General features: G+C 37.1%; 14 protein-coding genes. 2 read left to right on the forward strand and 12 right to left on the reverse strand.

Annotation, left to right across the window (positions count from 1 at the left end):
* Window positions 1-2: 2 nt before the first annotated feature.
* From ACU8DI_RS01290 to mraZ, 11 genes are read right to left on the reverse strand one after another with little or no spacing between them, the layout of a single operon-like run.
* Entirely contained in the window at window positions 3-722 is a 720-nt protein-coding gene (locus ACU8DI_RS01290) for a cell division protein FtsQ/DivIB (RefSeq protein WP_447110925.1), read from the reverse strand.
* Window positions 712-2064, reverse strand: coding sequence for a UDP-N-acetylmuramate--L-alanine ligase (gene murC / locus ACU8DI_RS01295; protein ID WP_447110926.1), 1353 nt, complete (start codon window positions 2062-2064; stop codon window positions 712-714). The genes ACU8DI_RS01290 and murC overlap by 11 nt, the downstream gene beginning before the upstream one ends.
* Entirely contained in the window at window positions 2061-3158 is a 1098-nt protein-coding gene (gene murG, locus ACU8DI_RS01300) for an undecaprenyldiphospho-muramoylpentapeptide beta-N-acetylglucosaminyltransferase (protein WP_447110927.1), read from the reverse strand. Before murG ends, murC begins: the two co-directional genes overlap by 4 nt.
* Window positions 3158-4351, reverse strand: a complete 1194-nt coding sequence (locus tag ACU8DI_RS01305; protein ID WP_447110928.1) for an FtsW/RodA/SpoVE family cell cycle protein — start codon at window positions 4349-4351, stop codon at window positions 3158-3160. Before ACU8DI_RS01305 ends, murG begins: the two co-directional genes overlap by 1 nt.
* A gap of 12 nt (window positions 4352-4363) precedes the next feature.
* Entirely contained in the window at window positions 4364-5695 is a 1332-nt protein-coding gene (gene murD / locus ACU8DI_RS01310; protein ID WP_447110929.1) for a UDP-N-acetylmuramoyl-L-alanine--D-glutamate ligase, read from the reverse strand.
* Window positions 5696-6937 (reverse strand): phospho-N-acetylmuramoyl-pentapeptide-transferase, encoded by a 1242-nt coding sequence (gene mraY, locus ACU8DI_RS01315; protein WP_447110930.1) that lies wholly within the window; start codon window positions 6935-6937, stop codon window positions 5696-5698.
* A gap of 1 nt (window position 6938) precedes the next feature.
* Window positions 6939-8402, reverse strand: coding sequence for a UDP-N-acetylmuramoyl-L-alanyl-D-glutamate--2,6-diaminopimelate ligase (locus ACU8DI_RS01320; RefSeq protein WP_447110931.1), 1464 nt, complete (start codon window positions 8400-8402; stop codon window positions 6939-6941).
* Window positions 8402-10348 carry a penicillin-binding protein gene (locus tag ACU8DI_RS01325; protein WP_447111557.1) on the reverse strand — a complete coding sequence of 649 codons (1947 nt, stop codon included), beginning with the start codon at window positions 10346-10348 and terminating at the stop codon, window positions 8402-8404. The genes ACU8DI_RS01320 and ACU8DI_RS01325 overlap by 1 nt, the downstream gene beginning before the upstream one ends.
* 58 nt (window positions 10349-10406) lie before the next feature.
* Complete coding sequence (locus tag ACU8DI_RS01330) at window positions 10407-10724, reverse strand: FtsL-like putative cell division protein (RefSeq protein WP_447110932.1); 318 nt, start codon at window positions 10722-10724, stop codon at window positions 10407-10409.
* A complete protein-coding gene (gene rsmH / locus ACU8DI_RS01335; RefSeq protein ID WP_447110933.1) occupies window positions 10721-11617 on the reverse strand; it encodes a 16S rRNA (cytosine(1402)-N(4))-methyltransferase RsmH in 897 nt (298 codons plus the stop codon). Before rsmH ends, ACU8DI_RS01330 begins: the two co-directional genes overlap by 4 nt.
* Window positions 11604-12071, reverse strand: a complete 468-nt coding sequence (gene mraZ / locus ACU8DI_RS01340) for a division/cell wall cluster transcriptional repressor MraZ (protein WP_447110934.1) — start codon at window positions 12069-12071, stop codon at window positions 11604-11606. The genes rsmH and mraZ overlap by 14 nt, the downstream gene beginning before the upstream one ends.
* Window positions 12072-12370: 299 nt before the next feature.
* Here mraZ and ACU8DI_RS01345 point away from each other — a divergent pair, with 299 nt between their 5' ends.
* Together ACU8DI_RS01345 and yihA are read left to right on the forward strand one after the other, a co-directional pair.
* Complete coding sequence (locus tag ACU8DI_RS01345; RefSeq protein WP_447110935.1) at window positions 12371-13135, forward strand: alpha/beta fold hydrolase; 765 nt, start codon at window positions 12371-12373, stop codon at window positions 13133-13135.
* A 28-nt stretch (window positions 13136-13163) separates the two neighbouring features.
* Window positions 13164-13775, forward strand: coding sequence for a ribosome biogenesis GTP-binding protein YihA/YsxC (yihA, locus tag ACU8DI_RS01350; protein WP_447110936.1), 612 nt, complete (start codon window positions 13164-13166; stop codon window positions 13773-13775).
* A 1-nt stretch (window position 13776) separates the two neighbouring features.
* Here the strand turns inward: yihA and ACU8DI_RS01355 are convergent, their stop codons facing one another.
* A complete protein-coding gene (locus ACU8DI_RS01355) occupies window positions 13777-14871 on the reverse strand; it encodes an ABC transporter permease (protein ID WP_447110937.1) in 1095 nt (364 codons plus the stop codon).
* Window position 14872: the final 1 nt, after the last annotated feature.

The following is a 14872-nucleotide window of genomic DNA, read 5'->3' on the forward strand; positions in this document are numbered from 1 at the left end:
ACTTATTTTTTGGTGCAAATCACTTGCTTGTCAAATTTTAAATTCACTAGCTTGTACATATCAAGCATACCATCTTCCATCGCTTTTTTATAAAACGCTTTTAGATTGTTTATTTTTTTATCCAATAACTTTAAGGTTCCCAAATGGATACTAAAATCATGGGACCTTAATTTTAAATCAATGGTTTTGTCCTGATTTTGATGAATCTCAACAACATGTTTCAATAAAAATTCATCATCCTGAATTTTCTCGGCAACAGCATATACATTTTCCAAATCATTCTTCTCTACAAATCCAGTAACTAAAGGCACACGTGCCGTATAATTTGTTGACAAAGGCATAAACGAACCTGTCTCGTCAATGTAATAAGAGGCATTTGTACTTACTCTTGCAATAGGTTTTTTTTGTTCAATTTCAGCGGTAACCAAGCCTTCAACACTCATAAACACTTGCGCTTCCTTGATCATTGGATTGGAGTTTAGGGCAGATTCCAATCGATTCAAATCTATAATATCTTTAGGCTTATTCGTAACGCTCTCTTGATTTTGTATTAACAATTTACTAACAGTCTCGTGAGTAATAAAAAGATTATCATCTCCCACGAATTTAATATCAGGCAATCCCACTTTCCTAGCTGAATTTCGTACCGATGAAAAGGCATAAAGAAAAACCACTAGCAGTAGCAATAACCCAACTTTTATGTAACCATAATTAACTCGCAAGACTCAATGCTTTTTTAATATGTTTCACTTCTTCTCCAATGTCTCCTGCTCCAATAGTCAAGACTACGAAGGCATCAGACGCCTTTATAGTTGCCACCAAATCAGACTTCTCAACAAGCTTTTTATTGGGGTTTTCAATTTTATCAAGTAACCATTGTGACGTCACTCCTTCCATGGGCAATTCACGTGCTGGATAGATATCCAGTAATATGATGTCATCAAATTTTGAAAGCGCCTTAGCAAATTCCATCGCGAAATCTTTTGTTCTGCTGAACAAATGTGGCTGAAATACTGCTAACACCTTTTTTTCAGGATACATTTCCCTTACAGCTTGATGAACAGCATTGATTTCTTCTGGATGATGGGCATAATCATCAATAAACACTAAATCGTCACTTTTTATTTGATAGGTAAATCTGCGTTTCACCCCTTTATAGGATGCTAAAGCTTTGGCGAGCTGCGGCTGAGGGAGGCCATATTCTACAGACATCGCCAAGGCTATTAGTGCATTCGACAGATTGTGTCTACCAGGTAGGTTAAATTTGAAATTTTCCAATAGTCTATGCGGTGTTTTAACATCGAACACATAGCTACCATTTATTATTTTTAAGTTTTTTACTGAATAATCCGAATCATCCTCTATTCCATAGGTAATTCCTTGAATAGGAAGTCCATTTCTCACAAACAATTTACCATTTGGCTTTAGCTTTTTTGAAAAGGCTTCAAAAGATGCCTTTAGTGATGAGGCATCACCATAGATATCTAAATGATCCGCATCCATAGATGTAATACAAGCATAATCAGGAGACAGTGTTAAGAACGAACGATCAAATTCATCGGCCTCAACTACTGTGACTTCCGTGCCATTAATAATCAGATTTGAATCATAATTTTCACTAATTCCACCTAAAAAAGCCGTGACTTGAACATCACATTCATTTAGTAAATGTCCGAGTATACTTGTTGTCGTGGTCTTTCCATGTGTTCCTGCAACCGCCAAACAAAATGTGAGATTGGTAATTTCTCCCAAAACAACAGAACGTTTTTTTACATCAAAGCCTTCCGATTGAAAATAATGTAATTCTTTGTGGCTTTTAGGGATGGCTGGTGTATATACCACCATGGTCTTGTTCTTATCCAAAAATGTGTGATCCACACATGCGATATTGTCTTCATAATGAATAGAAATTCCAAGGTCTGAAAGCGCATCGGTTATCTCAGTTTTTGTTTTATCATAACCACCAACTGTTAAGCCTTTCGCCTTAAAATAACGAGCAAGGGCACTCATACCGATTCCTCCGATGCCAATAAAATAAACATTATGTGCTTGCTCTAAATTCATTTATTTCTTAATAGTTTTTCAACTTCATCTGCAATATGACTGGTTGCATGCTCTAAAGCCAATGCTTTAATATTCTGACGTAACGACTCTTGTCTTTCACTTGAATTCATCAATTCAGAAAACGCTGCGTCAAACGCTGTTTCCAAATCACTTTCCTTAATAAGGATGGCAGCATTTTTATCTGCGATAGCTTTGGCGTTTTTTGTTTGATGGTCTTCAGCCACGTTTGGTGAAGGAATAAATAACACAGGTTTTCCAACCACACATAATTCAGAAACTGAACTGGCACCTGCACGTGATACGATGACATCAGCCGCGGCATAGGCCATGTCCATCTGATTTAAAAATGCATGCACTTGAACATGTTCCAAATCGTTGTAATTTTTATATTGCTGATAATAGAGTTTTCCACATTGCCAAATCACTTGGATATTCATTGATTTGAAAAATTCTAACCTAGATTCAATGAACTGATTAATTCGTCTAGCACCCAAACTACCACCTAAAACAAGAAGGGTATGTTTGCTATGAATTAAGGAGAAGGTGTCCTTTCCTTCAATTTCCTTGTTTCTTATTTGTAATAAATCCTTGCGAATAGGATTTCCTGTTAAAATGATTTTCTCTTTAGGAAAAAAGCTCTCGAGACCATCATAGGCCACACATATTTTATCGACTTTCTTAGACAACCACCTGTTGGTAATACCAGGGAAAGAGTTTTGCTCCTGAATTAAACTAGGCACTCCTTTTGACACGGCTGTTTTTAAAAGCGGACCACTAGCATAGCCTCCTGTTCCAATAGCCACATCTGGTTGAAACGTATTGATTATTTTTCTTGATTTTAATAAACTCGCTACCAATTTAAATGGAAAAGCCAAATTGCTTAAGGTGAGTTTACGCTGAATACCAGAGATCCATAATCCTTCAATCTCATATCCAGCTTGAGGAACTTTTTCCATCTCCATACGATCTGATGCACCCACGAATAAAAATTCGGCTTGTGGAAAACGAGATTTAAGCTCATTGGCAATCGCAATTGCAGGATAAATATGACCTCCTGTTCCACCACCAGACAATATGATTTTATAGTGACTCATTATATGGTTTCGCTTAAAATTTCCAATGGGTTATCTTCTTGTATTTCTTGTTCCTTTAATTGTTCGCGTTTCGCACTTACACTTAAAATGATGCCTATAGCCAAACAGGTCATCCAAATGGAAGTTCCACCACTACTTATAAGTGGTAATGTCTGGCCTGTTACTGGGAATAATTCCACAGCCACTGCCATATTGATAAGTGCTTGAAAAATGATTGGCAAGCCAACACCAAGCACTAGTAGTTTTCCGAAAACTGTGTCCGACTTTTGAGACACAATAACGATTCTAAATAACAACCATGAATAAAGGGCTAATAGAAATAAACCTCCTAGAAGACCATACTCTTCTATGATTATCGCAAAAATGAAATCTGAGGATGATTGAGGAAGGAAATTCTTCTGCTGGCTTTTTCCTGGTCCTCTACCAAATACATCTCCAGATGCAATGGCAATTTTAGCCTTCTCAATTTGATAATCGGCTTCTGTATCTTCGCCATTCGCAAAATTTTCAATTCTGCTCATCCAAGTATCAACACGATTAGGCATAATAGTAGGAAAGGTTTTGGCAACCAAAATAAACATCGTAAGCGCTACAATACCACTTCCAATTACTACAACTAAATATTTGATAGGATAACCTCCAATAAAAGCCAACATCATCACCATTAAAAATATGATAGCCGTCGTGGAAAAATTGGCAGGAAGAATTAATATCAAAATAAAGAATACAGGCGCCCAAAGCGGTAATAAGGTTTCAACAAATGTGACTTCTTTATCTTGTATTTTCGATAAATATCTAGCGACATATACCATCAACACGACCGCTGCCAACGTAGACGTTTGAAAAGACATCCCTACGAAGGGAATTTGAATCCACCGACTCGCATTTGCACCATCTATGGTTGTACCTTGAAGCATGGTTACCACCAATAATACCAAAACAATAGGAATCATGATCATGGATAAGCCTCTAAAATAGCGATACGGTATTTTGTGAACGCCATACATGATAGCGAATCCTAAAAACAAATGCATAAAGTGTTTTAGAAAAAAACCAAATGTATTTCCTGTGCCACCAACATAAGCCAAATTACTAGCTGCACTATACACTGGCAGGAATGAAAAAATAGCCAATAGCGCTGCTATTGCCCAAATTAACCTATCGCCCTTTATGTTTTTAAATAGTGCTTGCACGATGTTACTAGTCTATAAATTTCTTACGGCCTCTTTAAATTGTCGCCCTCTGTCTTCGTAGTTTTCGAATAAATCAAAACTGGCACAAGCAGGAGATAATAAGACACTATCACCAGCCTGAGCGATTTTGTAAGCGATTTTAACGGCTTCACTCATATATTGTGTTTCCACTATGATATCAACCATTCCACCAAAATTTTTCATTAACTTTTCATTATCAACACCTAAACAAATGATGGCTTTAACTTTTTCGTTAACAAACTGATAGAGCTCCTGATAATCATTCCCTTTATCCGTACCACCCACAATCCAAACGGTTGGTGTATCCATACTTTCTAATGCATAATAGGTGGCATTCACATTGGTGGCTTTGGAGTCGTTAATGTATTGTACCTTATTAATTTTTAGGACATGCTCCAGCCGATGTTCTACACCTTGGAAATTCTCTAAACTCTCACGAATGGTTTGCTTTCTAATTTTTAGTAAGTGCGCGACTGTGGTAGCAGCCATGGCATTCTTAATATTGTGTTTTCCCTCTAATGCTAAATTTGCTGTCGGCATAATTATCTGATTGTTATCTATTGTTACTTTAATTTTATTATTGTCTAAATACGCGCCATTCTCGATGACCTTTGTCAATGAAAATGGCAATAATGTGGATTGAACTGGATGTTGTTTCAACCATTCAACTATAACAGGATCATCAGCATCATATATAAAATAGTCTGACTTAGTTTGATTCTCTGTTATTCTGAATTTTGAAGCGATGTACTTTTCAAAATCGTAATCATAGCGATCCAAATGATCAGGTGTAATATTGGTTAATACGGCAATATTTGGCCTAAAATCAATGATACCATCTAACTGAAAACTGCTTATCTCCAGAACATAATTGGCATAATCTTTCTCTAAAACCTGCTTCGCAAAACTATCGCCAATATTTCCGGCCAAACCCACCTCTAATTCTTGGCTCAACACATGATGCGTTAAACTCGCTGTTGTAGTTTTTCCGTTACTCCCAGTGATTCCCACGATTGTAGCTTTAGTATAAGTTGCCGCAAATTCAATCTCTGAAACTACCGGAATGCCTTGTGCTGCAATCTTTTTAATTAAAGCAACCTTATCTGGAATTCCCGGACTCTTCATCACCAGTGTGGCCTTTAGAATTTTTTCCTCTGAATGCGTACACTCTTCAAATTCAATCTCATGATGTATAAGAACGTCTTTATATGTTTCCTTTATTTTTCCACTATCAGAAACGAATACTTTAAATCCTTTCGCCTTTCCTAAGAGCGCAGTACCTACGCCACTTTCGCCTCCTCCAAGAACAACCAATCGTTTCATTTACCTGATTTTTAAGGTCACAATTGAAATAATTGCTAAAAGGATACCTATGATCCAAAATCGCGTAACAATTTTACTTTCGTGATACCCAGATTTCTGATAATGATGATGTAAGGGCGACATTTTAAATATGCGTCTCCCTTCACCAAATTTTTTCTTTGTGTATTTAAAATAGCTCACCTGCATCACGACTGATAAATTTTCAGCAAGGAAAATTCCGCACAACACTGGAATGAGCCATTCCTTTCTTACTGCAATGGCAATAACCGCAATGATACCACCTATAGTCAAACTCCCTGTATCTCCCATAAACACTTGAGCTGGATATGTATTATACCATAAAAACCCAATCAAAGCACCTACAAATGCCGCGATATAAATAGTAATTTCTTCCACACGAGGGATGTACATAATGTCTAGGTAATCTGAGAATATGATATTACCAGATACCCAAGCAAAGATTCCTAAAGTAAGCACGATGATAGCTGAAGTCCCAGCGGCTAAACCATCAATGCCATCCGTTAAGTTCGCGCCATTAGATACGGCTGTGATGATAAATATGGCTGCCAGTATAAAAATCACCCATGCATAATTTGCTAACGATGGGTTAATCCAGGTAATCAAATTGGCATAATCAAATTCGTTACCCTTGACAAATGGAATGGTTGTTTTCGTAGACTTCTCTTCGTCTTCAAACAATTGCGCAGGAGAAATATCCGGATTTTCAGCCAACAGTACTCTTTGTTGCTGTATTGGAAGCTTCTCTTTAATGGTAACGTCATTGTGAAAATACATGGTGGTACCAACGATAATTCCTAAACCTACTTGCCCAAGAACTTTAAAACGTCCTTTCAACCCTTCTTTGTTATTCTTGAATTTTTTAATGTAATCATCTATGAACCCAATAGTTCCCATCCAAACGGTGGTCACAACCAGAAGAATGATGTATATATTTTCGAGTTTGGCCAATAAGACCACTGGAATGAGAGTGGCTAGAATAATGATGACACCTCCCATGGTTGGTGTGCCAGCCTTTTCAACTTGACCTTCTAGTCCTAAATCTCTAATGGTTTCACCCACTTGTTTCTTTTGAAGAAACCGAATAATTCGTTTTCCAAAAATGGTAGATATGAGTAATGACAGAATGATGGCTATCGCAGCTCTAAAGGTGATAAACCCAAAAAGTGAAGCTCCAGGAATTTGAAACTGTTGTTCTAAATAATCAAAAAGGTAATACAACATATTATTTCTGTAACTGCTTTAAATATTCTTCTACTATTTTATAATCATCAAAATCCAATCGTTCTCCATTGACTTCTTGATAGGTTTCATGACCTTTTCCTGCGATTAATATGATGTCATTTGAATTTGCCAATTGACAAGCCGTTTTTATGGCTTGTCTTCTATCAACAATGGACATTGTTTTTTTAAAATTTTGAGGCTCTACACCTTTCTCGATATCTTCAATAATTGTATTTGGGTTTTCACTTCGCGGATTATCACTCGTAAAAATCACCTTGGTACTCAAAGCGGAAGCGATATGCCCCATTTTTGGGCGTTTGGTTTTGTCTCTATCACCACCGCATCCAACTACGGTAATTAAATCTTCATTGTTAGTACGTATGCTATTGACAGTCTCAAGCACGTTTTTGAGTGCATCTGGCGTATGAGCATAATCAACTATCGCTGTAATTTTATCTTCAGAAATGAGATACTGGAATCTTCCGCTCACGCTTTCTAGTTCACTAATCAATCTCAAAATCTCAACCTTCTCCAATCCGAGTAATTCTGCAGCACCATAGATAGCCGTGATATTATAGGCATTGAAATTTCCTATTAGTTTGGTCCATAACTCAGCTTCATTTAATTTAAGTAGTAATCCGCTGAACTCGTTTTCAAGTATTTGGGCTTTAAAATCGGCATACGTCTTTAAAGCATAAGTGTATTTTTTAGCTACCGTATTTTGTAGCATGACTAAGCCATTTTTATCATCGATATTAACCAAAGCAAAAGCACTCTTGGGTAAGTGATCAAAAAATGATTTTTTAACATCTCTATATTCTGCGAATGTGCTGTGATAATCTAAATGGTCATGAGAGATATTTGTAAAAATGCCACCTGCAAATTGCAAACCATCTGTTCTATTTTGATGAATACCATGTGAGCTTACTTCCATAAAGCAAAATTCCACGCCTTCATCATTCATTAATTTTAAGTACTTGTTAATCGTTAGTGAATCAGGAGTCGTATGTGTTGCTTTGTATTCGGTGTTATCCACCATGATTTTCACTGTTGACAACAGGCCAACTTTATAACCTGCATTCTTAAACAATTGATAAAGCAATGTGACAATCGTCGTTTTACCATTGGTTCCAGTCACTCCGACCAATCTTAAGTTTTCAGAAGGATTTCCATAAAAGTTAGAAGCCATAAATGCCAATGCCTGATTGGCTCTTTCAACTTCAATATAGGTAATGCCATCTTTCAAATTGGGTGGTAATTTTTCACACACGATCGCTATCGCACCTTTATTAATGGCTGTATCTATAAACTCATGTCCATCAACCTTCGTCCCCTTGATAGCCACAAACACATCGCCACTGTCAATAAGACGTGAATCAAATTGAGGTGCTCCCACTTCAATACTCGTGCTGCCAACCACTGCATTAATAGTAACCTTATACAATATGTCTTTTAGTTGTACCATTATGAGCTTAGGCGTATGATTTGATTGGGTTTCACTTTAATTCCTTTAGGAACAGACTGTTCCTTAATAGTTCCTGCACCTTGCAGTTTTACCTTCAGTCCCATATTTTCCAGAAGCGCCAACGCATCCATAGCTGGTAATCCAACCACATTTGGCATGATGGTTTTGTATGTTTGAGCCGTTTCATAATAGGCTTCAAAATCCTTCTCGACTTTCGAATTCACAATCTCAAGTGACTCCACTTCATCTATAAGAGGCGTTTCTGTATATATTTTTTGTGCTATTCTTTTAAATACGGGACCTGAAACATCTGCGCCATAATAGCCCACTTTGGTGCTAGGTTCATGAATCACTACGATGCAGGAATATTTCGGAGCGTCTGCAGGAAAATACCCAGCAAAAGAAGAGATATACTTTTTATCCTTTAACCACTCTTCAAAATCATTGTAATTAGTTCTAGCTGTCCCTGTTTTACCAGCCATAGAAAAATTCTTTGAGTACATTCGCTGACCTGTGCCTCGGATGACTATATTTTTTAGGATATCTCTGATTTCTCCTAAGGTCTTATCAGAACATATTTTCTGATGGATGACTTCCTTCTCAAACACTTCAATTTCCTTATCAAATTCTTTAACCGATTTGATAAATCTTGGTTTCACCATTTCACCATTATTCGCAATGGCATTATAAAAGGTCAATGTTTGCAAAGGCGTCATTTGTAAGTTATAGCCATAGGCCATAGAAGGCAAAGCATTGCGACTCCATATTTTATCGCCAGGTTCTGGTATTACTGGCCTACCTTCACCTTTAATGGATACACCGAGTGTATCATCGAGATGCCAGCTTTTTAATCGGTTGATGAATTTCTTAGGTTGTTTCGCGTAATGATCATCTATTAAAGTTGCCAATCCAATATTTGAAGACACTTCTAAAGCTCTCGCAGCTGAAATCTTTCCATGACCTTTAGAATCTCTGATCGTTCTACCATAAAACATTTTAGAACCATTTCTTGTATCAACTATTGTAGAAGTATCAATTACTCTATCTTCTAGGGCAGCCATTAAAGCCATAACTTTAAATGTAGAACCTGGTTCATGTGACTCCCAAACGGCATAATTACGCTTTTCGTAATAATTACCTTTACTGGTTTTCGCTAAGTTAGTGATGGCCTTAATTTCACCTGTCTCGACATCCATCACAACAGCACAGCCGTGTTCGGCTTCGTATTTCTCAAGCTGACCCAACAATGAATGATGCGCAATATCTTGAATATTGACGTCAATTGTCGTGTAGACATCATAACCGTCTTGAGGCTCGACTTGATTATAGTCTACAATGGGCTTCCATTGACCATTTCCTATTTTTTGCTTTAAACGCTTGCCATTTTCTCCACGCAGATATTTTGCGCCAAAAGCACCATCAATACCTGCTCTAGAGACATTTCCGTCTTCATCAAAACGCTCATAGCCAATAGACCGTTCGGCGATACCACCCATGGGATGTTCACGTCTAGTCGTTTGCTCAACAATTAAACCTCCTTTAATAGCTCCCAACTCCAACATTGGAAAATTTCGCAGTCTTATATAGTCGGAGTAACTAATATTTCTGGCTAGAAGAAAATACCGGTTTTTATCTTTTCTGGCTTTTTTGATAGATTGACGATGAAAACTCGAAGATTTTCCAGTGTAATTAGACAGTGAATCTGCCAAATCATTAATTAACTCATTAAACACTTCTTGTTTAGGTTGTATAGCATCTAATCGGATATCATATTTTGGAATGGAGGTAGCCAACAGACTTCCGTCAGCAGAATAGACATTTCCTCTATTCGCAGGAATTTCAACATTTTTAACAATACGTTCCTCAGCGAGACTTCGATATGCATCACCTTGCACAAACTGAATCGTACACAACTTGAATACGACAGCGAGCGCAAAGACAAACATACTGCCAGCCACGAAATACAATCTGTTTAATATGTTGGTTTCGGTTGTTGCCACCTTCTCAGTGTTGTGATTTAACTTTTATTTTTCTCGGTGGAATCTCTGAAATTCTGATTCCCTTCTCTGCTACTTTATTGGTAATTGATGATTCCATTTTGAGTCGCATCAATTTTGATCTACCATCTACAAAGGCTGATCGCAACTCCTTGACTTCATTTTTAAGCCTAGCAATCTCATAAACTTTTTTATCTGCACTGTGAGAACTTGCGATCATGATGATTGCTAATGCTGATATAAAAATGATGATTCTCCAATTCTTAAAAGAGTCATCACTAACCAAGAATTTACCTCTTAAAATGCTGTACAGATTCTTTTTCATAATTTTTCAGCAATTCGCAGTTTTGCACTTCTAGCTCTATTATTTTCAGCAATCTCCTCCTTTGTTGGAACGATGAGACCTCCTACTTTTTTCAACGGCACTTCAAAATTCCCAAAGACATCACGCTCAGGCTCACCTTCAAACAAGCCATTTCTGATGTAGCGTTTCACCAAACGGTCCTCTAAGGAATGATACGAGATTAAACTGAGGCGTCCACCCTTGACTAATATCTCGGGCGTTTGCTGTAAAAACTCTTTTAATGCTTCAATTTCCTGATTCACTTCTATCCGAATAGCTTGATATATTTGTGCTAATACTTTATTTTCTTTCTTATGATTTAAAAAGCGGTTTAGCACTTTTTTCAGTTGTTCACTTGTTTTAATTGCTGATTCTTTCCTTGCGTCAACTATAACTCTGGCCATAGCAGGTGCTTGTCTCAATTCTCCATATTGCAACAATACTTGCTTAATTTGTTCCTCGTCATAATCATTAATCACATGATAGGCCGACAACTTATCATCCTGATTCATACGCATATCTAAGTCGGCTTCAAACCTTGTTGAAAATCCGCGTTCCGCGACATCAAATTGATGTGATGACACGCCAAAATCAGCAAGCACTCCATCAACTTCCTTCACACCATAAAACCTCAAAAAGAGTTTGATATACCTAAAATTTTCATTAATCAAAGTAAACCGTTCATCAGAAATAGCGTTAGATAAGGCGTCTTTATCTTGATCAAACGCAATGAGTTTCCCTTGAGGACCAAGGCGATTCATTATCTCAGAACTATGACCACCTCCACCAAACGTCACATCCACATAGACGCCATTGGGCTTAATATTTAAGCCATCAACTGTTTCTTTTAACAATACCGGTTTATGATATACCATGGTCATCATCTTGTCCCATTACTTCTTCCGCTAAATCGGCAAAATCTCCTGTCGCGTCATCTATAGCTTGCTCATACTTATCTTTATCCCAAATTTCAATAATGTTAATGGCCGAAGCCACAACAATGTCTTTCTTAATACCTGAGAAAGCCATCAAATCTTTTGGTATCAATAAACGTCCAGCAGCATCTACTTCAACCTGTTTTAAACCAGCCGTAAAGCGACGGATAAAGTCATTATTTTTCTTTTTGAATCGGTTAAGCTTATTCACCTTTTGCATCAGCGTTTCCCATTCGCTCATAGGATAAAGTTCTAAGCACGGTTGAAAGACTGCTCGTTTGAGCACGAACCCATTTTGTAACATCGGTAGCAACTGCTTTTTGATAGCAGCTGGCAGCATCAGCCTTCCTTTGGCATCAACTTTACACTCGTATGTTCCGATTAAAGGGTTCAAAATGATTGATTTACTTACTGTAACGATTAAGATTCAAATATATTGAAAATTTTACCACAATTTACCACTTCATCCCACTTTTGTTGATAATTTTATATTTTCATTCTATTTAGTACCTTATGCATGTCCTATTAACACCTATAAGTCCTTTATAATCAAATACATAAATTTAGGCGGAGAATTCCCATGAGCATTGTTAACATCTTAGCATCAAGTTTGATTCTCGCATTTATTATTTATGCTGTTGTTTTAATTGAATTACCTATATTTGTTTTTGACGAAAATGACTAACTAATTACATGGCGCACCGTTTAAAAAAAGAGAGAGACTACAGGTATATTGAAGTTGGAGAAGGCACGCCAATAATTGTGCTACATGGCTTAATGGGAGGACTTAGTAACTTTGACGCCGTGACAGATTATTTCAGCGAAAGAGGTTATAAAGTGCTTATTCCAGAGTTGCCTATTTATACCATGTCATTGCTTAAAACTAACGTCAAAAGCTTTGCCAAATATTTACATGACTTTATTGAATTCAAAGGATTTGATGATGTTATTTTGCTTGGGAACTCTCTTGGTGGACACATAGGACTTTACCATACAAAACTTTATCCCAAAAAGGTAAAAGCATTAATCATTACTGGGAGTTCTGGACTCTATGAAAGTGCTATGGGTGGAGGTTACACGAAACGAGGTGATTACGAAGTTATTAAGAAAAAAGCACAAGAAGTCTTCTATGATCCAGAAGTCGCTACAAAAGAGATAGTTGATGAAGTTTATGAAACTGTAAACGACAGAAACAAATTGATCAAAACACTAGCCATTGCTAAAAGCGCGATTCGCCATAACATGGCTAAGGACCTACCGAAAATGACCTTGCCGGTGTGTATTATTTGGGGTAAAAATGATACCGTTACACCACCAGAAGTGGCCGAAGAATTTAATGAACTTTTACCTAATTCCGACCTGTTTTGGATTGATAAATGTGGTCACGCTGCTATGATGGAACATCCGGAAAAATTCAATCAAATACTTAACGGCTGGCTAACAGACAAGAAGTTTTAGGTGTGATTTTTAATTTTCAAGACCTGGTATGATTATCAAAACTGCTGAATTTATAGTGAGCAACTCTGATGTGGCTAAATGCCCTAAGAATCAGCTACCGGAATACGCCTTTATCGGCCGAAGTAATGTGGGTAAGTCGTCATTAATAAATATGCTCACCAATCATAAAAATTTAGCTAAAACTTCAGGTAGACCAGGTAAAACACAGCTTATCAATCATTTCCTAATCAATAAAAATTGGTTTTTGGTGGATCTACCGGGTTATGGCTATGCGAGAGTTTCAAAAACTGCTAAAAGGAAATTTCAAAAATTCATCACTGATTACTTCGAAAAAAGGCAACAACTGGTCTCTGCATTTGTTCTGGTTGATATTAGGCATGAGCCCCAAAAAGTAGATTTAGAATTCATGGAATATCTCGGTTTGAGTCAAATTCCATTTTCAATTATTTTCACTAAAGCTGATAAATTAAAACCAAAGGCTATTGAACGCCATGTTGAAGAATATTGTCAAGAGCTTTTAAAGAGCTGGGAAGAACTACCAAATTACTTCGTAACATCTTCTTCCAAGACTATGGGAAGAGAGGATGTATTAGATTTTATTGCATCGACCAATGATGAAATTGAAGCGCTTCGATCATAAGTCAAGATTTCACATCCAAAGCATCTCTTAAAGCATTTCCAATAAGCATAAAGGCCATAACTAAAATCATAATACATAGTCCCGGTATTATTGCTAAGTAAGGCTTCCCTAGAATGATATAATTATAATGATCTTTGATCATAGCTCCCCAACTTGCCATTGGAGGTTGCGCTCCAATACCTAAAAAACTAAGTCCGCTTTCAATCAAGATAGCAGCTGCAAAATTTGCAGCAGAAATGACAATTATTGGCGCTGTGATGTTTGGTAAAATATGCCTCGTAATAATGCGAAAATGATGAAAACCTAAAGCCTTTGCCGCAGTCACATATTGCATCTCTTTGGCACTCATTATTTGACCTCTAACCACTCTTGCTACTTCAACCCACATGGTTAAACCCACCGCTATAAACACTTGCCAAAACCCTTTCCCAAGGGCTAGTGTAATGGCAATCACCAATAGTAAGGTAGGTATGGACCACGTCACATTGATGACCCACATTATAAGTGCGTCTATTTTACCTCCAAAATAACCAGCCACACTTCCCATAAAAATCCCAATAACTAGTGAAATAAACACGGCAATAAATCCGATAGAAAATGAGATTCTAGAACCCACAAGAACGCGACTCAATAAGTCACGACCGTATTTATCGGTACCAAACAAGAATGCTTTTTCGGCAACATAAGGTTTTGAGTCCATGCGCGCATAGTCTTTGAGCACTATAAATTTTTCAGCACCTATTAATCCATCTGAAGCAAATTCTGTATAAAACAAGGTATCATTTTTTATGGTATGCTCAGAAATAGGAATTTCTAAATCGTCATGCTTTTTACCAAATAAGATATCTGAAATAAAATTTTGCTTTTGCTCAGACTCGCTTGGCACGAACAACATTTGCACTTTGAAACCAGGCTTTTGCGAATGGATAGACAAATGCATCTGATTAGCGTTCTGCGAATCATCTGGAGCGATGATATATGCGAATAGTGATAAGCAACCGATACTAATGATGACCCAAAAACTCAAAACGCCCCAAAAGTTTTTTTTAAACTTTCGGAGCGCAAGTTTTGATAATGAGTCACCTGATTTACTCATT

The sequence above is a fragment of the Psychroserpens sp. BH13MA-6 genome, assembly GCF_052983595.1.

Excerpts from the sequence above, each read along its gene's own strand:
- murC (WP_447110926.1), bottom strand. The coding sequence starts at position 2,064 with ATGAATTTAGAGCAAGCACATAATGTTTATTTTATTGGCATCGGAGGA.
- murG (WP_447110927.1), bottom strand. The coding sequence starts at position 3,158 with ATGAGTCACTATAAAATCATATTGTCTGGTGGTGGAACAGGAGGTCAT.
- murD (WP_447110929.1), bottom strand. The coding sequence starts at position 5,695 with ATGAAACGATTGGTTGTTCTTGGAGGAGGCGAAAGTGGCGTAGGTACT.
- mraY (WP_447110930.1), bottom strand. The coding sequence starts at position 6,937 with ATGTTGTATTACCTTTTTGATTATTTAGAACAACAGTTTCAAATTCCT.
- ACU8DI_RS01320 (WP_447110931.1), bottom strand. The coding sequence starts at position 8,402 with ATGGTACAACTAAAAGACATATTGTATAAGGTTACTATTAATGCAGTG.
- ACU8DI_RS01325 (WP_447111557.1), bottom strand. The coding sequence starts at position 10,348 with ATGTTTGTCTTTGCGCTCGCTGTCGTATTCAAGTTGTGTACGATTCAG.
- ACU8DI_RS01330 (WP_447110932.1), bottom strand. The coding sequence starts at position 10,724 with ATGAAAAAGAATCTGTACAGCATTTTAAGAGGTAAATTCTTGGTTAGT.
- rsmH (WP_447110933.1), bottom strand. The coding sequence starts at position 11,617 with ATGGTATATCATAAACCGGTATTGTTAAAAGAAACAGTTGATGGCTTA.
- ACU8DI_RS01345 (WP_447110935.1), top strand. The coding sequence starts at position 12,371 with ATGGCGCACCGTTTAAAAAAAGAGAGAGACTACAGGTATATTGAAGTT.
- yihA (WP_447110936.1), top strand. The coding sequence starts at position 13,164 with ATGATTATCAAAACTGCTGAATTTATAGTGAGCAACTCTGATGTGGCT.
- ACU8DI_RS01355 (WP_447110937.1), bottom strand. The coding sequence starts at position 14,871 with ATGAGTAAATCAGGTGACTCATTATCAAAACTTGCGCTCCGAAAGTTT.